The sequence below is a fragment of the Curtobacterium sp. Leaf261 genome (assembly GCF_001422205.1).
Lineage (GTDB): Bacteria > Actinomycetota > Actinomycetes > Actinomycetales > Microbacteriaceae > Curtobacterium.
This window is the reverse complement of the sequence record NZ_LMMJ01000009.1, coordinates 17,113-36,996: the sequence shown is the minus strand read 5'-3', so window position 1 is coordinate 36,996 and position 19,884 is coordinate 17,113. Positions and strand designations below refer to the sequence as shown.

17 protein-coding genes are annotated in these 19,884 nt (G+C 72.3%); 11 read left to right on the top strand and 6 right to left on the bottom strand.

Annotated features, from left to right (window positions below; genetic code table 11):
• Nucleotide 1: 1 nt before the first annotated feature.
• Entirely contained in the window at nt 2-919 is a 918-nt protein-coding gene (locus ASF23_RS11330; protein WP_055953415.1) for a carbohydrate ABC transporter permease, read from the top strand.
• 372 nt (nt 920-1,291) lie between these two features.
• Here the strand turns inward: ASF23_RS11330 and ASF23_RS11325 are convergent, their stop codons facing one another.
• Nucleotides 1,292-2,287: a LacI family DNA-binding transcriptional regulator gene (locus ASF23_RS11325; protein ID WP_326998998.1), complete on the bottom strand. Its 996-nt coding sequence runs from the start codon at nt 2,285-2,287 to the stop codon at nt 1,292-1,294.
• Nucleotides 2,288-2,477: 190 nt separating this feature from the next.
• Between ASF23_RS11325 and ASF23_RS11320 the strand changes: the two genes are divergently transcribed.
• The 8 genes from ASF23_RS11320 to ASF23_RS11285 all read left to right on the top strand — a co-directional run bounded on the left by ASF23_RS11320 (nt 2,478) and on the right by ASF23_RS11285 (nt 13,548).
• Nucleotides 2,478-3,788 (top strand): FAD-binding protein, encoded by a 1,311-nt coding sequence (locus ASF23_RS11320; protein WP_055953410.1) that lies wholly within the window; start codon nt 2,478-2,480, stop codon nt 3,786-3,788.
• A 246-nt stretch (nt 3,789-4,034) separates the two neighbouring features.
• On the top strand, nt 4,035-5,048 hold the full coding sequence (locus tag ASF23_RS11315; RefSeq protein WP_055953407.1) for a LacI family DNA-binding transcriptional regulator: 1,014 nt from the start codon (nt 4,035-4,037) through the stop codon (nt 5,046-5,048).
• Nucleotides 5,049-5,064: 16 nt separating this feature from the next.
• Entirely contained in the window at nt 5,065-6,333 is a 1,269-nt protein-coding gene (locus ASF23_RS11310) for a hypothetical protein (RefSeq protein WP_055953404.1), read from the top strand.
• Nucleotides 6,334-6,451: 118 nt separating this feature from the next.
• Nucleotides 6,452-8,092 (top strand): xylulokinase, encoded by a 1,641-nt coding sequence (locus tag ASF23_RS11305; RefSeq protein WP_055953401.1) that lies wholly within the window; start codon nt 6,452-6,454, stop codon nt 8,090-8,092.
• Nucleotides 8,089-8,886: an L-ribulose-5-phosphate 4-epimerase gene (locus ASF23_RS11300; protein WP_082474077.1), complete on the top strand. Its 798-nt coding sequence runs from the start codon at nt 8,089-8,091 to the stop codon at nt 8,884-8,886. The genes ASF23_RS11305 and ASF23_RS11300 overlap by 4 nt, the downstream gene beginning before the upstream one ends.
• Complete coding sequence (araA, locus tag ASF23_RS11295) at nt 8,883-10,433, top strand: L-arabinose isomerase (RefSeq protein WP_055953398.1); 1,551 nt, start codon at nt 8,883-8,885, stop codon at nt 10,431-10,433. The genes ASF23_RS11300 and araA overlap by 4 nt, the downstream gene beginning before the upstream one ends.
• A gap of 292 nt (nt 10,434-10,725) precedes the next feature.
• Entirely contained in the window at nt 10,726-11,955 is a 1,230-nt protein-coding gene (locus ASF23_RS11290) for a GAF domain-containing protein (RefSeq protein WP_055953395.1), read from the top strand.
• A gap of 594 nt (nt 11,956-12,549) precedes the next feature.
• Entirely contained in the window at nt 12,550-13,548 is a 999-nt protein-coding gene (locus tag ASF23_RS11285) for an SMP-30/gluconolactonase/LRE family protein (RefSeq protein ID WP_055954322.1), read from the top strand.
• 59 nt (nt 13,549-13,607) lie between these two features.
• On the opposite strand, the gene ASF23_RS11280 is transcribed toward ASF23_RS11285, so the two are convergent.
• On the bottom strand, nt 13,608-14,273 hold the full coding sequence (locus ASF23_RS11280) for a FadR/GntR family transcriptional regulator (protein ID WP_055953393.1): 666 nt from the start codon (nt 14,271-14,273) through the stop codon (nt 13,608-13,610).
• Nucleotides 14,270-14,998, bottom strand: a complete 729-nt coding sequence (locus ASF23_RS11275; protein WP_055953390.1) for an SDR family oxidoreductase — start codon at nt 14,996-14,998, stop codon at nt 14,270-14,272. The genes ASF23_RS11280 and ASF23_RS11275 overlap by 4 nt, the downstream gene beginning before the upstream one ends.
• Before the next feature lie 52 nt (nt 14,999-15,050).
• Between ASF23_RS11275 and ASF23_RS11270 the strand changes: the two genes are divergently transcribed.
• On the top strand, nt 15,051-15,875 hold the full coding sequence (locus tag ASF23_RS11270) for an SDR family NAD(P)-dependent oxidoreductase (RefSeq protein ID WP_055953387.1): 825 nt from the start codon (nt 15,051-15,053) through the stop codon (nt 15,873-15,875).
• Between the two features lie 123 nt (nt 15,876-15,998).
• On the opposite strand, the gene ASF23_RS11265 is transcribed toward ASF23_RS11270, so the two are convergent.
• From ASF23_RS11265 to ASF23_RS11255, 3 genes are all read right to left on the bottom strand, one after another.
• Complete coding sequence (locus ASF23_RS11265) at nt 15,999-16,292, bottom strand: hypothetical protein (protein ID WP_156364475.1); 294 nt, start codon at nt 16,290-16,292, stop codon at nt 15,999-16,001.
• A gap of 99 nt (nt 16,293-16,391) precedes the next feature.
• A complete protein-coding gene (locus ASF23_RS11260; RefSeq protein ID WP_055953381.1) occupies nt 16,392-17,936 on the bottom strand; it encodes an amino acid permease in 1,545 nt (514 codons plus the stop codon).
• 171 nt (nt 17,937-18,107) lie between these two features.
• Complete coding sequence (locus ASF23_RS11255; protein WP_055953377.1) at nt 18,108-18,296, bottom strand: hypothetical protein; 189 nt, start codon at nt 18,294-18,296, stop codon at nt 18,108-18,110.
• Between the two features lie 174 nt (nt 18,297-18,470).
• On the opposite strand from ASF23_RS11255, the gene ASF23_RS11250 reads away from it, so the two are divergent.
• Nucleotides 18,471-19,634, top strand: coding sequence for an SLC13 family permease (locus ASF23_RS11250; RefSeq protein ID WP_055953375.1), 1,164 nt, complete (start codon nt 18,471-18,473; stop codon nt 19,632-19,634).
• Nucleotides 19,635-19,884 lie beyond the last annotated feature (250 nt).

Here is a 19,884-nt window from a genome sequence, read left to right as displayed (position 1 = left end):
CATGGCCGGAACGACCACGGCTCCGCGCCCCAGCATGAAGTCGCCGATCTCCGCAGCTGCACCGCAGCGCCGGCAGTCCGCGGCATCGACCGGGGTGAGCGGACGGCGGTTCAACATCATCGCCGGGATCGTCCTCGTCGTGTTCGCGATCGTGTGGCTCATCCCGAGCCTGTTCGCGCTCAAGACCTCGCTGTCCGACAACGGCACCGCGGCACTCGGCGCGACGTCGATCCTGTCGAACTGGAACCCGACACTGCACTCCTACGCGACGCTGTTCCAGGCGGGCGACATCTGGAACTGGTACCTCGCCAGCGGTGTCACGAGCGTCATCACCGCGGTCCTGACGGTGTTCTTCGCATCGATGGCGGCCTACGCACTGTCCCGCCTGCAGTTCCGCGGGCAGAACATCGTGTTCCTGCTCATCATCGTGGGCCTGATGATCCCCGGCCAGGTGCTCATCATCCCGATCTTCCAGGAGCTCGGCGCGATCAACCTCCTGAACACCTACTGGTCGGTGATCTTCCCGCAGGTGCCCGCCGTCATCGCGGTGTTCATCTTCAAGCAGTTCTTCGACGGGATCCCCAAGGAACTCGAGGAGGCGGCACGCATCGACGGCGCCGGCTACTGGAAGGTGTACTGGTCGGTCATCCTCCCGCTGTCCCGTCCGGTGATCGCGGCCGTCACGATCCTGACGTTCGTCGGGGTCTGGAACAACCTGCTGCTCCCACTGTTCGTGCTGTCGAACCCGAACCTCATGACCATCCCGGTCGGGCTCGCCACGGTGCAGGGTTCGTTCGGGCAGCGCTACGCCGACATCCAGGCCGGTGCGCTGCTGGCCGCGCTCCCGCTGATCATCCTCTACCTGATCTTCCAGCGGCAGATCGTCGAGGGCGTGACGGGCAGCGGTCTGAAGGGCTGACGCGCACGGGGCTGCGGACGCAGCCATCCGGCGGACGGGAGGCACGGTGCCAGCTGGCACCGTGCCTCCCGTCCGTCGTCGCTGCGCCGCCCGCGGCGTCGTGTTCTGAACACGCGCGTCCACGCTGAACACCCGCGTCCCCGTGTTCACGCCGGACGGCGGTGTTCGGAACACGCACGTCCGGGCCGCGCCATCCGGGTCGTGCCGTGTCGTGGTGGTGCCCGGGTACCGGGTGTTCTGAACACGCGCGTCCACGCTGAACACCCGCGTCCCCGTGTTCACGCCGGACGGCGGTGTTCGGAACACGCACGTCCGCGCCGCGCCGCGCCGCGCCGCGCCGCGCCGCGCGGCGCCGGGCCGCGCGGGTGCGCGTCAGCCGCGCGGCGCGGTGCTCGCCCGGGTGACGATGGTGTGGGGGATGATGGCGACCTTGCGCGGGGCCGCGCCGTCCTCGATCCGGCGCTCGAGCGCGGTGAGGGCCGCGAGCGCGATCGCCCGCTTGTCGAACGACACGCTCGTGAGCGCCGGCACGACGAACGCCGCACCCTGGATGTCGTCGAATCCCGCGACCGAGACGTCCCCGGGGACGTCGAGGCCCCGACCCGCGAGGGCCGACATGGCACCGATCGCCATCGCGTCGGTGAAGCAGAACACCGCGTCCGGGGCCTCGTGGCGGTCGAGGTGCTCCGCGAGCGCCGCCGCGGCAGGTCCGGGGGCCCACTCCGCGACGGCGATGCAGAGCGCCGGGTCCTCCGCGATGCCGGCGGCCGCGAGGGCGTCCTCGTAGCCGGCCTGCCGGAGCTCGCTCGTGGCACTCCGGAAGACAGCGTCGTCCGAGGCGCCGATGATCGCGATCCTCCGGTGTCCGAGTTCGAGCAGGTGCTCGGTCATCTCGCGGGCGGCTCGACGACTGTCGACGTGCACCTGGTCGACGCCGCGGGGCTCGACCTCACCGATGACCACGGTCGGCGGCAGGGGTCCGTGGTCGCCCTCCACGCCGCTGCCCACGAGGGTCGTCGGGTTCAGCACGAGTCCGTCGACGAGATGCGTCCTGGCGCGGGAGATCAGCTCGAGCTCGCGCTCGGCATTCGCGCCCGACTGCTCGATCTGGACCGCCCAGCCACGCTCGTGCGCGGCCTCGACGAACTCCTTCGCGAGCTCGGCGGAGTACGCCGTGGCGAGGTCGGGGAGGGCGAGGGCGATCACGCCGGTCCTGCCGTTCCGGAGTCCGCGCGCCGAGAGGTTCGGCACGTAGTCCAGTTCCCGCAGCGCCGCCTCGACCCGCTCCCGGGTCGCCGGGCGCACGGGGACGACACCGTTGATGACGTTGGAGACGGTCTTCGGGGACACCCCGGCGAGAGTGGCCACGTCCCGCACGGTGGCGCGCATGTGGAACGAGCTTATCGGCGGCTGCGTCCGTCAGCCGGGCGCGCTAGTGTCGGATCGAGGTGAGCGCTCACTCCCGCGTCCGACCACGACGGACGGCGGGGCCGCAGCGCTCGGCGGCGGGCCACAGGGGCCGGCGGCGCACCGTGACCGCGAAGGAGCGGACATCATCATGACCACGACCGAGACACCCGGTACCGTCGGGACAAACTGGGCCGGCAACGTCGAGTACGCGGCGCGCGAGCTGCTCGAACCGACGAGCGTCGACGAGCTGCGCGCGGCGGTCACGGCCCACCCCCAGGTGACCGCACTCGGGTCGCGACACTCGTTCAACCGGATCGCGGACACCGACGCCGTGCAGGTCTCGCTGGCCCGGATGCCCGGCACGGTCGACGTCGACGGCGAGCGCTCGGTCGCTCGCGTGGCCGCCGGCCTCACCCACGCCCGGGTGGCAGCCGCCCTCGACGCCGCGGGGTACGCACTGCCGAACCTCGCGTCGCTGCCGCACATCTCCGTCGCCGGCGCCGTGCAGACCGGCACCCACGGGTCCGGAGTCCGGAACCCGTCGCTCGCGTCGAGCGTCGTCGGGCTCGAGATCGTCCGCGCGGACGGCACCCTCGACGTGGTCGGCGACACCGCGGGCGGTCACGCCGAGCGAGACGGTTCGGCCGGTCCCTCGGACGAGCTCGACGCCCACCGCGTCGGCATCGGTGCGCTCGGCATCGTGACCGCCGTGCACCTGGCCGTCGAACCGAGCTTCGAGGTCGCGCAGACCATCCACACCGGGCTCTCGTGGGACGCCGTGGACGCCGGGTTCGAGGACATCATGTCGGCCGGCTACAGCGTCAGCATGTTCACCGGGTTCACCGACGACGGCATCCGGCAGGTCTGGACGAAGCGCCGGACGGACCGGGACGACCCCGTGGTCGACCTCGAGGCCCTCGGTGCCCGGCCGTCCACCAGCCCGCTCCACCCCGTCCCGGGCTCCGAGGCTGCCGGTGTCACCGAACAGGGCGGCGTCCCCGGACCCTGGTTCGAGCGACTCCCGCACTTCCGGTCGTCGTTCACCCCGAGCAACGGCGCCGAGATCCAGTGTGAGTACCTGCTCCCGGTGGCCGACGCCGTGCCGGCGATCCACGCACTCCGCGCGATCGCCGACCGGCTCGCCCCGGTGCTCTTCGTGTCCGAGATCCGGCGCATCGCCGCCGACACCGCGTGGCTCGCCCCGAGCAGCGGGCGGGACTCCGTGGCGTTCCACTTCACCTTCCGCCGGGACACCGAGGGCGTGGCGGCGGTGCTGCCGCTCATCGACGAGGCACTCGCCCCGTTCGATGCCCGGCCGCACTGGGGCAAGGTGACGTCGATGACGTCCGGACGACTGCACGAGGTCTACCCGAAGCTCGCGGACTTCACCGCGGTCGCCGACCGGGTCGACCCGGGCGGGCGGTTCCGGAACGCGTTCCTCCGGGACCTGCTCGGCTGACCGGCATCGGTTCTGTCACAGGGAGCGTCAACTGTGCCAGGGACTCCCTCGGTGCGTTGACGCTCCCTGGGGCAGGACCTGCCGGGCGCGACCACGGACGGGAGGCACGGTGCGAGTCCGACTCGCACCGCGCCTCCCGTCCGTGGTGCGGGAGTGCGGGTCCTGCCGGACCGGTTCGGGACACCGGTGCGGCTCGGTGGGCTCGCACTGCGCGGATCTGCTGGCGGTGGGCGATACGGTTCAGGGGTGCCAGCATCCCCGGATCGGCGCGCAGGCCGCGCTCCGACGATCTTCGACGTCGCCGAGCGTGCCGGCGTGTCGCACCAGACCGTCTCCCGCGTGATCAACGACGACCCGACCGTCCGACCGGGGATGCGCGAGAAGGTCGACGCGGCGGTCGTCGCCCTCGGGTACCGGCCCCGCGCCGCCGCCCGTGCTCTCGCCAGCCGCACGAACCGTGCACTCGGGCTGGTGACGACCGGTGGCACCCTGCACGGGCCGATGAGCACCGGGCTCGGGTTCAACCAGGCGGCACGACGGGCCGGCTACCACGTGCTCATGGCGGCGCTCGACGACCCGCAGCCGGACTCGATGCGCGAGGCCGTGGAGACGCTCCTCAGCCAGGACGTCGCCGCGATCGTGCTCGTCGCCGCGGACACCTCGGCCCTCGCCGCCCTCGACGCGCTGCCCGTCCCTGTGCCGGTGCCGCTCCTCACCGCGAACGGCCTCCCGGGGCAGCCCGGTGCCGGCACCGCGGTGGCGATCGACCAGGTCCGGGGCGCCACGCTCGCGGTCGAGCACCTCCTGGGGATCGGACGACGCCGGATCGTGCACCTCGCGGGACCGCTGGTGTCGCAGGAGGCGGCGCTCCGTCGCGACGGGTACCTCGATGCGATGCGCGCGGCAGGGCTCGAGCCCGTCGTCATCGAGGGTGACTGGACCCCGGGGAGCGGCTTCGCCGCGGCGTCGTCGCTCGACCCGGGGAGCGTGGATGCACTGTTCTGCGGGAACGACCAGATGGCGCTCGGCGTGCTGTCGGCGTTCGCCGGACGTGGCGTGTCCGTCCCCGAGGACATCGCACTCGTGGGGTTCGACGACATCCCGGAGGCGGCGTACTTCACGCCCGCGCTGACGACCGTGCGGCAGGACTTCGAGGCGCTCGGCGGCCGGGTCCTCGCGGTGCTGGACGGCATGCTCGCGGGCACCCCGCCGGACGACACCGTGCTGCAGCCGACGCTCGTCGTGCGGGCCTCGGCGTAGGGCGGACCGGCGATCGATGCGCACGAGCGAGGCTGCTGACAGCCCGACCCCCGGTCCCGATGCCGACGACCCGCGCCCGGCTCCGGACGGCCGGTCCGCCGTGCTCGGGCGATCCACGCTCCTCCGGCGCATCGCGCCACTGCGGTCCCTGCTCCTCCGGTCACTCCTGCTGCGGCTCGCAATCGTGTACCTCGCCGGGCGGATCGTGTCGCTCGCCGCGCTCGGCGTCGCGTACCTCGTCGGGCTCCGAGTCGGACACGCGCCGATCCTGCGCCTCGACCAGGGGTTCCTCGGCTTCATGACGACCTGGGACGGCGGGTACTACCGCCAGATCGCCGAGACCGGCTACCCGCTCGCGCTGCCGATCGGACCGGACGGTGCCGTCACCCAGAACGCGTGGGCGTTCCTGCCCGTGTACCCGATGATCTGTCGGGCCCTGATGGCGATCGGCATCCCGTTCGACGGCGCCGCCATCGGTGTCAGCGTCGTCGCGGGGTTCGGCGCCGTCGTCGCGTGCCACGCCGTGATGCGCCGGGTGTTCGGGGACGTGGCTGCGGGACGGGGCGCCGTGCTCATCGCGTTCGCCCCGCTCGCGTTCCTGTTCCAGGTGGCCTACGCCGAGTCGACCTTCCTGGCGCTCATGGCGCTCGGTGTGCTGTTCCTGCTCCGTCGCCGGTACTGGCTGCTGCTCGCCGTCGTGGTCCTCGCGTCGTTCACCCGCCCCGGCGCCGTGGCACTCCCGGCGGCGCTCGCCGTCGTGCTCGTCGTGCGGCTCGTGCAGCGGCGGGTCCGGTGGCCGGAGGCGGTGACGATGGTGGTCACGGGACTCCTCGGGGCGGCCGCCGGCGTCGCGTGGCCGATCGTCGCCGGGATCGCGACCGGGCGTCCGTCGGCCTACGTCGACACCGAGATGGCGTGGTGGAGGTTCGCGGCGGGGGAGCGGTTCGTGCCGTTCGCCGCGGCGTTCCGACAGGCGGACCGGCAGTTCGACTGGATCGGTGTGGTCGCGGTCGGGGTGGTGGTCCTGGTGGTCGCCGTGCTGGCCGTCCGCGGGACACGTCGGCTCGGGCTCCCGTTCGGTGCCTACTGCGTCGCGTACGTCGTCTACCTCCTCGCGGTGTTCCTGCCGCAGACGAGCACGCTCCGACTGCTCATGCCGCTCGCGCCGATCTCCGGACACCCGCTCGTCACCGCGACGAGGACGCGCTTCGGGGTCGTGCTCGGCGTCGCGGTGGTCGCGCAGTTCGTCCTCTGTCCAGTGCTCTGGACGTTCGGCACCCCGTAGGATCGCGGGTCGATCGCGGGTCGATCGCGGGGGCGCGGGGGCGCGTGGGCGCGTCGAGGTTGTCAGAGTGAGCGCTCACATGACACCATGTCCACGTCATCGACGACGAGGAGCACGCATGTCCGACACCAACCATCGCGCTGAACAGATCCGGGCCGGTCGTGCGACACTCGGCATCGAACTGGGGTCGACTCGCATCAAGGCGGTCCTCCTCGACGAGGACCTGCAGACCCTGGCCTCCGGCAGCCACGAGTGGGAGAACGAACTCGTGGACGGGCGCTGGACGTACCCGATCGATGCCGTGTGGGACGGCCTCCGCGCCTGCTACGCCGACCTCGTCGCCGACACCCGGCAGCGCCACGGCACCACCCCCGAGCGGTTCCGGGCGATCGGGGTGTCGGCGATGATGCACGGCTACCTGGCCTTCGACGCGGACGGCGAGCTGCTCGTGCCGTTCCGGACGTGGCGGAACACCTCGACCGGTGCGGCCTCGGCGGCGCTCGGCGAGGCGCTCGACTTCGCCGTGCCGCTCCGGTGGTCGATCGCGCACCTGTACCAGGCCGTGCTCGACGGCGAGGAGCACGTCGGACGCATCGCCCGCGTCACCACGCTCGCCGGCTACGTGCACGAGCAGTTGACCGGCACGGACGTCCTCGGGGTCGGTGACGCGTCCGGCGTGTTCCCGATCGACCCGGCGACGCACGACTACGACCGGGCGATGCTCGCGACGACGCAGGCCATGGTCGCCGAGCATGCTCCGTCGCTCGACGTCCGGAACGTGCTGCCGGACGTCCTCGTCGCGGGGCAGGAGGCCGGCCGGCTGACCGAGGACGGGGCCGCGCGCCTCGACCCGTCGGGATCGCTGCGCCCCGGCATCCCGTTCTGCCCGCCGGAGGGTGACGCCGGGACGGGCATGGTCGCGACGAACGCCGTGGCGCCCCGGACCGGGAACGTCAGTGTCGGCACGAGCATCTTCGCGATGGTCGTCCTGGAGCACCCGCTGTCGACGGTGCACGCCGAGCTCGACATCGTCACCACCCCCGCGGGTGACGCCGTCGCGATGGTGCACTGCAACAACGGCGCGAGCGAGCTGGCCGCGTGGGCGCGGGTCTTCGGGCGGTTCGCCGAGGCCGCGGGCACACGGATGGACGCGGACGCCGTGTACGCGACGATGCTCACCGAAGCCCTCGCGAGCGACACCGACGCGGGTGGACTGCTCGCCTCCAACTACCTGTCCGGCGAGCCGGTGACCGGTGTCGAGGAGGGGCGGCCGCTCCTCGTCCGACCACCGTCGAGCCGGTTCACGCTCGGGAACCTCGTCCGCGCCGAGGTGTACGCGGCGTTCGCGACGCTGAGCATCGGCATGGAGGTACTCGCCGAGGAGCGGGTCGCGGTCGACCAGCTGTTCGCGCACGGCGGGCTGTTCCGGACCCCCGGCGCCGCCCAGCAGCTGCTCGCCGCGGCGCTCCGCGTGCCCGTGGCCGTCGGGGAGACCGCCGGGGAGGGCGGCGCGTGGGGAGCCGCCGTGCTCGCCGCGTACCTCGACACCGCGGGGGAGCATTCGCTCACCGAGTACCTCGACACGCGCGTGTTCGTCGACGCCGATGTGTCGGTGGCCCGGCCCGACGCCGACGACCTCGCGGGGTTCGCGGCCTACCTCGATCGGTACCGTCGCGCGCTGCCGCTCCAGGCCGCCGCGGCGGCAGCCACGCCCGCAGGACCCGACTCCACCCGACCACAGGAAAAGGTGACCGAATGAGCCCCGCCGACCCGTCCCTCCAGTCCGAGACGACGCCGGACAGCACCGCGACGCCGGACAGCACCGCGACGCCGGACAGCACCGCGACGCCGGACAGCACCGCCGCGCTCCGCGACGCCGTCGCGGCCACCCGCGCCGACGTCGCCGCCCTGCACGCCGAGCTCGTCCGGAACGGCCTCGTCGTCTGGACCGGCGGCAACGTCTCCGGCCGGGTGCCGGGTGCCGACCTCTTCGTGATCAAGCCGTCGGGGGTGTCCTACGACGACCTCACCCCCGGGAACCAGGTCGTCTGCGACCTCGACGGCGTCCCGGTCGACGGCTGGGGCAACGCGCACGGTCCGTCGAGCGACACCGCCGCCCACGCCCACGTCTACCGCGAGATGCCCGAGGTCGGCGGCGTCGTGCACACCCATTCCACGTACGCCACGGCCTGGGCCGCACGCGCCGAGGCGATCCCGTGCGTCATCACCGCGATGGCGGACGAGTTCGGCGGTCCGATCCCGGTCGGCCCGTTCGCGATCATCGGCGACGACTCGATCGGCCGCGGCGTCGTGGCGACCCTCACCGGGCACCGCTCCCGAGCGGTGCTCATGCAGAACCACGGCGTGTTCACGATCGGCAAGGACGCCAAGGACGCCGTCAAGGCCGCCGTGATGACCGAGGACGTCGCCCGGACGGTGCACATCTCGCGGCAGCTCGGTGAGCCCGTCCCGATTCCCCAGGCCGACATCGACCGACTGTTCGACCGCTACCAGAACGTCTACGGACAAGACCCGGCAGGAGCCATGCGATGACCAGCACACCGAGCAGCATCGACCCGACCACCACGCTCGAGGGCTACGAGGTCTGGTTCCTGACCGGCTCCCAGTCGCTCTACGGCGACGAGACCCTCCGCCAGGTCGCCGACCAGAGCCAGGCGGTGCACGCCGAGCTGGCCGCGGCGCTCACCGCGACGGGCTTGCCCGTCACGCTCGTCTGGAAGCCCGTGCTCACCGAGCCGGACGGCATCCGTCGTGCGCTCGTGGACGCCTCCGCGGACGACCGCGTGATCGGCGTCACGACGTGGATGCACACGTTCAGCCCCGCGAAGATGTGGATCGGCGGCCTCCAGGCACTCACGAAGCCCCTCCTGCACCTGCACACGCAGGCGAACGTCGCACTGCCGTACGCCGAGATCGACTTCGACTTCATGAACCTCAACCAGGCCGCCCACGGCGACCGGGAGTTCGGGTACATCCTGAGCCGGCTCGGGGTCCGGCACGCGACCACGATCGGGCACGTCTCGGACGACCGGGTCGTGGCATCCGTGGCGTCGTGGGTGCGCGCCGCGGCCGCCGCGGCTGCGGTGCGGTCCCTGAAGCTCGCGCGCTTCGGCGACAACATGCGCTTCGTCGCCGTCACCGAGGGCGACAAGACCGAGGCGGAGATCGAGCTCGGCGTGCAGGTCAACACCTGGGGTGTCAACGAGCTCGCGGATGCGGTCGACACCGCGGCCACGGACACGGCGAGCGTCGACGCGCTCGTCCGGGTCTACGAGGAGCAGTACGACGTCGCGCCGGAGCTCCGGGCCGGTGGCGAGCGGCACCAGTCCCTCCGTGACGGCGCGGCGATCGAGCTCGGGCTCCGCTCGTTCCTCGAGGAGGGCGGCTTCGGCGCGTTCACGACGAACTTCGAGGACCTCGGGTCCCTGAGGCAGCTCCCCGGACTCGCCGTGCAGCGTCTGATGGCCGACGGCTACGGCTTCGGCGCCGAGGGCGACTGGAAGACGGCGGTCCTCGTCCGGGCGATGAACGTCGCCGGCGCGGGGCTCCCTGGCGGTGCGTCGCTCATGGAGGACTACACCTACGACCTGACGCCCGGGAACGAGAAGATCCTCGGCGCGCACATGCTCGAGGTGTCCCCGACCCTGACCGCCACGACGCCGACGCTCGAGATCCACCCGCTCGGCATCGGCGGCAAGGACGACCCGGTGCGCCTGGTGTTCACGGCCGACCCCGGCGAGGCGGTCGTCGTCGCGCTGTCCGACGTGCGCGACGGCTTCCGGCTCACCGCGAACGTCGTCGACGTCGTCGCGCCGGACGCACCGCTCCCGAAGCTGCCGGTCGGTCGCGCGGTGTGGGAGCCGCGGCCGTCGTTCGCGGTCGCCGCCGAGGCCTGGCTGACCGCGGGCGCAGCGCACCACACCGTCATGACGAACGCGGTCGGGCTCGACGTCGTGGAGCGCTTCGCGACGATGATCGGCACGGAGTTCCTGGTCATCGACGGCGCGACCACCACCGCCGGCTTCCGCGAGCAGGTGCGCGCACAGCAGGTCTGGCACCGCGTGGACCGCGGGTTCTGACCCAGCGCGGCCTGACTCGCAGGCCTGGCGTGCCCAGACGGCGCATCCGCGGCCCTCGGAGATCGAGGCGTCGCAGATGCGCCGTCTCGCGATCCGGGACCCGCCGGTCGGCCTGGAGGCACGGCTCGGCCCCGGTGGGCGCCCGCGGCCCCGGAAGGGGGGTGCGTTCCTCCTTGGCCGTGCGGCAGGACGGCCCGTAGCGTTGTCGGCGGACGCTCACCGGGACTCACCACCCCGCGACGCCTGCGACGTCCGGGAACAGGGACCCGGACGCGAGAGGGAGATCAGGACCATGCACGACCCCACCACGGACATCGGCGACACCAGCGGGGCGACGGACCTCGGCGTCACGGACGATCGCAGCGCACACCGCAGATCGGCGGTCATCGGTGCGCTGAGCATCGTCGGCGGACCGCCCCAGGAGCGCTTCGACCGGATCACGCGCATGGCGACGGACCTGTTCGGGGTCTCGCTGTCGTACCTCAACCTCGCGGACGCGGCTGACCTCCACGCGGTGTCGCCGGCGTCGGACCCGGCGCGGTCGATCCCCCTCGCCGACGCGTTCTGCAAGGTCCCGATCGCGACCGGCACGCCGCTCGTCGTGCGGGACACGCTCGAGGACGCGCGGTTCCGGACACTCCCGCCGGTCGTCGGCGAGGCACGCGTGCGGTTCTACGCCGGCGCGCCGATCACCACCCCCGGCGGGACCACGGTCGGCACCCTCTGCATCATGGACTCCGAGCCGCGCGAGTTCGACGACCGCGAGCTGGAGCTCCTCGCCGACCTCGCGCGGTGGGCGGAGCGGGTGCTCGCGGAGGGTCGGCGTGCCGATGACGTCCGCGCCGTCGCCGGTGCCTTCCGGCCCGGGGCGCTGACGATCCCCGGGTGGTCGATCGACGGTGCGACGACACGGCCGGACGAGGTCGCCGGACGGTTCCACGACTGGCACCGCACCCCCACGGGCGTGGTCGTCACGGTGGCCGGGGTCAGCGGCTCGTCCGCCGGCGCCACCGTGCTCGCGGCCAGTCTGCGGAGCGCCCTCCGTGCCCGTGCCGACCGGCCGCTGGGCGAGGCGGTGCGGGACGTCGCGGCCCAGGTGGTGCCGGAGCTCGCGGCCACGTCCGCCCACGCACGGGTGTTCACCGCCAGGGTCGAGGAGGGGAGCGGCCGCGTCGAGTTCGTCGACGCCGGGCTCGGGCTCGTGGTGCACGCGACGAACGACGGCGACCAGCGCGTGGTCCGCGGTCGGAACCTGCCGTTCGGGCTGCAGCCGACGGACGAGCCCTTCGTGTCGGACGCCGTCGAGCTCGCGCCGGGGGAGTCCCTGCTCATCGGCAGTGACGGCCTGCTCCGGCTGCACGACGACTCGCTCGAGACCCTGGTGATGGCCGGGCGTCGGCTGCACTCGGTCGGGGACTTCGGTGCGTTCTTCGCGCAGGTCGCGGAGCAGGCGACGCGGCGTTCGGTCGACCAGGATGTCACCGCCGTCGCGATCACGCGTCGCCGCGCGCGACACGCCTGACACGGTCCGCTGCGCGCGCGCCCGCCCGCCCGACCGGACCGGACCGGACCGGACCGCCGCACCGCGCCGCACCGCACCGCACCGCACCGCATCGGACGGGAGGCACGGTGCCAGGCCGCCCCGCGCCTCCCGGCCGGCGGGTGCGCGCGTGCGCCAGTCGCGCTCCCGCAACACCGCCGGTATCACGCGCGTCATCGCGCGGATCAGTCGCTTCCCCGCCTGAGCGACCGACTCGCGCGCGTATTCCCGCCGATCGGTCGCTCTGCGGCCAACGCGACAGACTCGCGTGCGGGTCCGGGCACGCGTTCGCGCTGCGGGCGTACTCGCGCGGATCGGTCGCTTCCCCGCCTGAGCGACAGAATCGCGCGCGTATCCCGGCCGATCGGTCGCTGTGCGGCCAAAACGACAGACTCGCGTGCGGGTCCGGGCACGCGTTCGCGCTGCGGGCGTACTCGCGCGGATCGGTCGCTTCCCCGCCAAAGCGACAGAATCGCGCGCGTATCCCGGCCGATCGGTCGCTTCCCCGCCAAAGCGACAGACTCGCGTGCGGGTCCGGGCACGCGGTCCGGCACCGCCTGCGGCATGATCGAGGGCATGCCAGCGCACAACGACGTCGACGGTCCCCTGTTCCGTTCCGGCCCCCTCTCGACGGTCTACCCCGATCCGCGGATCCGCACGTTCGACCCGCGCTTCGCGTCGTACGTCCCGTTCAACGCCGCCGTCGAACGTCTGGCGGGCGGCTGCCGCTGGGCGGAGGGTCCGGTGTGGTTCGGTGACCACCGGCAGCTCGTGTGGAGCGACATCCCGAACGACCGGATGCTCCGCTGGGACGAGCAGACCGGCACGACGTCGGTGTTCCGCGAACCGTCCGGGTTCGCGAACGGCAACACGCGCGACCACCAGGGGCGACTCGTCACGTGCGAGCACGGCGCTCGGCGCGTCACGAGGACCGAGCACGACGGCACGATCACGGTGCTCGCCGACCGTGCCGGGGGTGCGTCCGGCCCCCGGTTGAACTCCCCGAACGACGTCGCGATCGCACCAGACGGTGCCGTCTGGTTCACGGACCCGCGGTTCGGCATCCTCAGCGACTACGAGGGCCACCGTGCCACGCCGGAGACGCACCCCGACGTCTACCGCATCGACCCCGGCTCGGGCGCGGTCAGCGTGGTGTCGAGCGAGTTCAACGACCCGAACGGACTCGCGTTCTCGCCCGACGGCTCGCTGCTGTACGTCGTCGAGTCCACCGGGGCCGAGGGACCGGACGGCCGCGCGAACCCCGCGATCTGGGTGCTCGACGTCGTCGCGAACGGCACCGGACTCGGTCGACGACGGCTCCTCGTGGACGGTGTGGACGGCGGTCCGGACGGCTTCCGGATCGACGAGCACGGCAACCTGTGGTGCGGGTGGAACGGGTACGAGCCCGACGCGCACGGTGTCCGGGTCTTCGCCGACGACGGCACGCCGCTCGGTGCGATCGACCTGCCCGAGCCGTGTGCCAACGTGACCTTCGGCGGGCGCGCCGGCACGAGGCTGTTCATGGCGGCCAGCATGTCGCTCTACGCGGTGCACCTGACGGTCCGCGGGATCTGACCGGCGCCGGCCGTGCCGAGACCGGCGCCGGCCGTGCCGAGACCGGCGCGTGCCGCGGCTCAGGCGTGCGTGTCCGCGACGATCCGCCGCATGAGCGATGCCGCCCGGTCGCCGTCGCCGGCACCGATCGCCGTCGCGACCCCACGGTGCTGTGCGAGTGCGTGCGGGTCGACCGGCAGGGACTCCCGCTCGTGCAGCGCGGCGTCGACCACCGACTCCAGGCGGATGAACATCGCGTTCCCGGACAGGCGGAGGACGAGACCGTGCAGCGCGCGGTCCGCGTCCGCCCAAGCCCGTTCCGTCCCGGCCGCATCGAGGTCGTGTGCCGTTCCTGCCAGGGCGATCCGTCCCTCCCGGTCGATCCGCTCGGCCGCCAGCCGCGCGGCCTCCGGTTCCACGGCGAGCCGGAGTGCGCGGAGCTCCTCGAGCTGCGCGGGCCGGTCCGCACTCGCGAGCCGCCAGTGGATGACGAGCGGGTCGAGGACGTTCCACGAGTCGCGGGGGAGCACCCGGAGGCCGACCCGGCGTCCGGCACTCAGCATCCCGAGCGCCGTCAGGACGCGGATCGCCTCGCGGACGATGCTGCGGGAGGTGCCGGTGCGGCGTTCCAGTCCCTCGACGGTGTCGCGGTGACCGGCCGGCAGCTCGCTCCGGACGATCGCGGTGCCGATGTCGTCGAGCACCCGGTCGAACGCCGACACGGCCGTCCGGGTCCCGACGGTCACCGCTGGGACACCGGCGACACGACGAGCTCGTCGACGCGCATGTGCGTCGGCGCGTCGAGGACGAACTGCACGGCCGAGGCGATGTCCTCCGCCGTCAGCATCACCGCGCGTGCCGCCGCGTCGGGCACGGTCGGCCGCTGGGCGAGGAAGTCCGTCGCGACGTCGCCGGGACAGAGGTGGCAGGCCCGGACGCCGGACCCGGCCTCCTGGTCGTTGAGCGTCCTGACCACCGAGCCGAGTGCCGTCTTGCTCGCGCTGTAGGCCACACCGGCACCGGGCTGGTACGACCAGCCCGCGTAGGACGAGATCACGACGACGACCCCGCCGCTGCCCCGGAGGTCCGGGAGCGCCGCATCGAGCACCCGGACCGTCGCGACGAGGTTCGTCGACACGACGTCGTCGAACACGTCGACGTCCTGGTCGGCCCATCGTCGCTCGGGCGTGTTCCGACCCGCGGCGAGCACGAGGCCGTCGATCCGACCGAACCGCTCCACGACCGCGGCCCGTGCCGTGGCGACCGCTCCGCCGTCCTGCACGTCGAGCGGCAGCGCGAGTGCGGTGCCGCCACCCGCCTCGACATCGGACACCACGGAGTCCAGCGCATCGGCGCGACGACCGCTCACCACCACGGCCCATCCGGCGGCCGCGGCGCTCCTCGCCACCGCGGCCCCCATGCCGCTCCCACCACCGGTCACCCACAGGACTCGCTGCTCCGTCGCACTCATGGCGCCAATAGTATGTTCATTGCGAGTGTGGCTCAACGAGGAGGGACAGACGATGGAGATCGACCTGCGAGACCGTGTGGTGATCGTGACCGGGGCGGCACGGGGGATCGGACGGACCCTCGCGGAGCGGTTCGTGGCCGAGGGCTGCCGTGTCGCAGCGCTCGACCTCGCGTTCCCGGATGCGGACCCGGATGCGGACCCGGATGTGGACGAGGCGGCTGACCCGACGGGCACCGCTCGGGTCGGCACGCTCGAGGAGTTCCCGTGCGACGTCAGTGACCCGGACTCCGTCCAGGCGGCCGTCGATGCGGTCGTCGGGCGGTTCGGCACAGTGGACGTCCTCGTCAACAACGCGGGCATCAACGTCGACGGACCGGTGTCCGACCTCGACTGGCGGAGCTGGCAGCGCTGCTTCGACGTCAACGTCGGCGGGGTCTTCCTGATGTCCAAGGCCGTGGCCGAGGTCATGAAGGCCTCCGGCACCGACGGACACCGGATCATCAACGCAGCGTCCTTCGCCGCGATCGTCCCGAGCGTCGGCAGTGCGGCCTACGCGTCGTCCAAGGCAGCCGTGGTGCAGCTCACCCGGGTCCTCGCGAGCGAGCTCGGGCCGTGGGGGATCACCGTGAACGCCTACGCGCCCGGCATGGTGCCGACGGCGATGAACGGCTTCGCGACGATGGACCAGCCCGCACAGGACCTGCTCCTCGACATGCTGTCGCTCCGCCGGTGGGAGACCCCCGACGACGTCGCCGACCTGCTGTGCTTCCTGGCGAGCGACCGTGCGTCCTACATCACCGGCGCGCTCGTCGACGTCAGCGGAGGCAAGCTCGCGACCCAGATCCCGGCGAAGGCGTACGAGCTCGCGGGTCGCTGACCCGCCGACCGCCGGACTGGAGGGACGGTGCCAGCCCGCACCGTCCCTCCAGTCCGAACGGGGTGGCGTCCGCCACCCCGCACGGTCGAGCAGTGCCGGGCCCGCCGTGGGCCCCGCAGGCGCTCAGGACTGGCTGGGCAGCGGGTCGCCGAGCACCCGGACGAGCGCGTGGTGCGTGACACCCTCGTCCGAGGTGTCGAGGAGCACCCGGAAGGTGTCGTCGGGCGTCACGAACTCGACGCACACCGCATCGAAGTCGCACGGTTCCATCCGCCAGCCGCGGACGGTGTCCATCGGCACGGTGGTCAGCTCGGACCGTTCGTAGCTCGTCTCCGCCTGCACGTGGTCGGCGAAGACCCGGACGCGGCCGAAGGTGCCACGCCAGGTGAGTTGCAGATCGAGTGTGGGGTCTGGCACCCAGCGATCGTACCGGCCGGTCCAGACGCAGAACGCACCCCCCGACACCGGGGTGTCGAGGAGTGCGGTCCGCGGACAGATCTGCGTCGGGGCGCTCCGCTACGGGGTGTCGTCCCCGTCGTGGTCGCCGCGACGCACCTGGTTCGCGGGGTCGCGACCGGTGATCGGGTACGGCCCGGTGACGCCCTCGCGGAGGGAGGCGATGCGGAGGATGCGGTCACGCTGCAGGAACCACCCGACGACGAGCAGCGGGATGATGATCACGAGCGAGGCGATCGTCAGGGTGCCGATCGGCCAGTCGATCGCCATGAGCACGAGCACCGACACCAGGAACGCGAGCGTCAGCCACGAGGTGACCGGCGCACCGGGGAGCTTGAACGTCGGCTCCTTCGCGAGGCCCTTCTTCGCCCAGGACCGCAGCCGCATCTGGCAGAGCATGATCGTGCCCCAGGCGGTCACGATGCCGAGTGCCGCGACGTTCAGGACGATCTCGAACGCCTGCGCGGGGACGAACAGGTTGAGCACCACGCCGAGGAGCGTGAAGCACGCCGTGAGCAGGATGCCCATGAACGGGACGCCGCCCTTGGACATGCGCGTCGTCCACTTCGGGGCCGAGCCGTTCATGCCCATCGAGTGCAGGGCACGGCCGGTGGAGTAGAGCCCGGCGTTCAGCGAGGAGAGCGCCGCCGTCAGGACGACGAAGTTCATCACCGAGCCCATGATCTGGCCGACCGCGGGGTTGCCGATCGACGAGAAGAAGGTCACGAACGGGCTGACACCGTCCTTGTACGACGTGTAGGGGAGCAGCAGCGAGAGGAGCACGACACTGCCGACGTAGAACACCGCGATGCGGAGGACGACGGAGTTGATCGCGCGGGGGACGACCTTCTCGGCGTTCTGCGTCTCGCCGGACGCGGTGCCGACGAGCTCGATCGCCGCGTACGCGAACACGACGCCCTGCACGACGAGGACCGCCGGCAGGATGCCGGTCGGCAGGATGCCGCCGTTGTCCGCCCAGATCGAGAACCCGGTCTGCACCGTCTGCCCGCCGGACTCCACGGGGAAGGCGAAGAAGAGCCAGATGAGCGCGACGACGAGGAACCCGACGAGTGCGGCGACCTTGATGATCGCGAACCAGAACTCGAGCTCGCCGAACACCTTGACGGCGACGAGGTTCGCCGCGAGGACCACGAGCAGCGCCGCGAGGGCGAGGGCCCACTGCGGGATCGCCCGCGTACCGGCCCAGTAGTGCAGGTACAGCGCGACGGCCGTCGTGTCGACGATGGACGTCATCGCCCAGTTCAGGAAGTACATCCACCCCGCGGCGTAGGCGAACTTCTCGCCGTAGAACTCGCGGGCGTACGAGATGAACGACCCCGAGGACGGACGGTGCAGCACGAGCTCGCCGAGTGCGCGGAGGATGAAGAACGCGAAGATGCCGGCGATCAGGTAGACGACGGCGAGCGCCGGCCCCGCAGAGTGCAGACGCCCACCGGCGCCGAGGAACAGACCTGTCCCGATCGCACCACCGATCGCGATCATCTGGAGCTGGCGGGGCTTCAGTCCGTGCTGGAAGCCCTCCTGCTCATGAGAGAAGTCGTTCGCCGGTTTCGTTCCCACACCGGCTTCGTCCTGGGCTGTCATTCGCGACACGCTACATGTGAATCCGCCCAGAGGCGATGACCCCCGCACGAGGGGCGCGATCCGTAACAGGATGGTCACACGCTCCGGACGTCCCCACAGACGGGAGGGACGGTGCAGGATCACCTGCACCGTCCCTCCAGACCGGTGGTTGCGTCGTGACGGGTCGCGACGCTACTGCTTGGCCTTGATGTGCCGGTCGTCCTCGACGACCGTCCCGATCGCGACGATGGTCGTCGCGAGCCAGGCCACCCACGTCAGGGTGAGCCGCCAGTCGCGGGGCCCCCTCCTGGTGGTCTGCAGGACGCTGTACCCGCTGAAGATGGAGCTCAACACCGCTCCGTTGAACAAGAACTTGCGCACTGTGCCTCCTGATGTCGTTCGTGGGCAACCGTACCCGCGGGTACATTGGAGCGCCGGTCGCAGCGCGCACGGTGCGGGCCGATCTCCCTGTCGGACCGCCGTCACGGACCGGTTCCCCCACCGGTTCGGTCCGGGCCGGCCCCTCCGTCGGTCCGTCGCGGTCGAGGAGGACCCGTGCGTCAAGCCGCCATCGGTGCAGGACTGCTCGTGCTCGGCGGGATCGCCGTCGCCACGGGACTGCTCCCCGTCCCGACCCTCGTCGAGCTCGCCGACCGTGTCATCCCGGTCCTCGCGTTCGTCCTCGGGCTGACCATCGTCGCCGAGCTCGCGTCCGACGCCGGGGTCTTCGACCGGCTCGCCGACCTCGCCGCGCGGGTGGGCGGCGGGCGGACGATCGGGCTGTGGGGTGCCGTCGTGGTCCTCGCGGTCCTCTGCACGGTGTTCCTGTCGATCGACACGACCGCCGTGCTCCTCACCCCGATCGTGATCACGCTCGCGCGGCGCGTCGGGCTGCCGCCCATGCCGTTCGCGCTCACGACGGTGTGGCTCGCGAACACCGCGTCGCTCCTGCTGCCGGTGTCCAACCTGACCAACCTCCTCGCGGTGACGAAGATCGGGCTCGACGGCCCCCTGCCGTTCGCCGGCCTCATGGTCTGGGCGGCGCTCGCCGGGGTGGTCGTGCCGTGCGCGGTGCTCCTCGTGGTGTTCCGGAAGCAGCTGTTCGGGCGGTACGAGCCGTCGGGGATCCGGGTCCCGGCGGACCGCGGGTTCTTCCTGGCGGCCGTCGTCGTCCTGCTCGCGCTCGTCGTCGCGCTCACGGCCGGCGTCACGGTGTGGATCGCCGCGATCGCCGCCGCGGTGGTGCTCGTGGCCGTCGCGGCGGTCCGCCAGCCGTCCTCGCTCCGGGTGAGCCGGGTGCCGTGGCAGCCGCTCCTGCTCGCCGCGGGGCTGTTCGTGGTCGTCGAGACCCTGCACGCGACGGGGCTGACCGACCCGCTGGTGTCCGCGATCCGGGGCGGCGGCTCCGGCGGGACGTCGTTCGGGGACCTGCTCGCCCTCGGCGGTGCCGGCGGGGTGGCCTCGAACGCGATCGACAACCTGCCGGCGTACCTGGTGCTCGAGCCCGCGGCTGCGGGGGAGCCTCTGCGGTACGCGGCGCTCCTCGTCGGGGTGAACGCCGGCTGCCTCATCACGCCGTGGGCCTCGCTGGCGACGCTGCTCTGGCACGCGCGGCTCCGGGCCGAGGGCGTGGAGCTCTCCTGGGGGCGCTACATGCTGCTCGGGTGCATCGTCGCGCCGCTCACGGTCGTGGCGGGTGTGGCGGCGCTGCTGCTCTAGGGCGGGCGCGCGGGTGCGGGCGTGCGCGGGTGCAGGCGGGCGCGGGTGCGCGGCTGCAGGCGGGTGCGGGTGCGGGTGTGGGTGCCTGCGGCCTCGCGCGGCTGTCGGTTCGGCCGCAAAGCGACAGGATCGCGAGATGTTCGGCGCTGTCCGGTCGGTTTGGCCGCAAGCCGTCGGGCGCGCCCACCCACCGGCCCACCGGCCGGGAGGCACGGGTCGGCCTGGCGCGGCTGTCGGTTCGGCCGCGAAG

What these genes read in the sequence shown, in the direction of transcription:
- ASF23_RS11290 (WP_055953395.1), top strand. Translation starts at nt 10,726, where the DNA reads ATGCACGACCCCACCACGGACATCGGCGACACCAGCGGGGCGACGGAC.
- ASF23_RS11285 (WP_055954322.1), top strand. Translation starts at nt 12,550, where the DNA reads ATGCCAGCGCACAACGACGTCGACGGTCCCCTGTTCCGTTCCGGCCCC.
- ASF23_RS11320 (WP_055953410.1), top strand. Translation starts at nt 2,478, where the DNA reads ATGACCACGACCGAGACACCCGGTACCGTCGGGACAAACTGGGCCGGC.
- ASF23_RS11305 (WP_055953401.1), top strand. Translation starts at nt 6,452, where the DNA reads ATGTCCGACACCAACCATCGCGCTGAACAGATCCGGGCCGGTCGTGCG.
- ASF23_RS11260 (WP_055953381.1), bottom strand. Translation starts at nt 17,936, where the DNA reads ATGACAGCCCAGGACGAAGCCGGTGTGGGAACGAAACCGGCGAACGAC.
- ASF23_RS11300 (WP_082474077.1), top strand. Translation starts at nt 8,089, where the DNA reads ATGAGCCCCGCCGACCCGTCCCTCCAGTCCGAGACGACGCCGGACAGC.
- ASF23_RS11330 (WP_055953415.1), top strand. Translation starts at nt 2, where the DNA reads ATGGCCGGAACGACCACGGCTCCGCGCCCCAGCATGAAGTCGCCGATC.
- ASF23_RS11275 (WP_055953390.1), bottom strand. Translation starts at nt 14,998, where the DNA reads ATGAGTGCGACGGAGCAGCGAGTCCTGTGGGTGACCGGTGGTGGGAGC.
- ASF23_RS11310 (WP_055953404.1), top strand. Translation starts at nt 5,065, where the DNA reads ATGCGCACGAGCGAGGCTGCTGACAGCCCGACCCCCGGTCCCGATGCC.
- ASF23_RS11270 (WP_055953387.1), top strand. Translation starts at nt 15,051, where the DNA reads ATGGAGATCGACCTGCGAGACCGTGTGGTGATCGTGACCGGGGCGGCA.
- araA (WP_055953398.1), top strand. Translation starts at nt 8,883, where the DNA reads ATGACCAGCACACCGAGCAGCATCGACCCGACCACCACGCTCGAGGGC.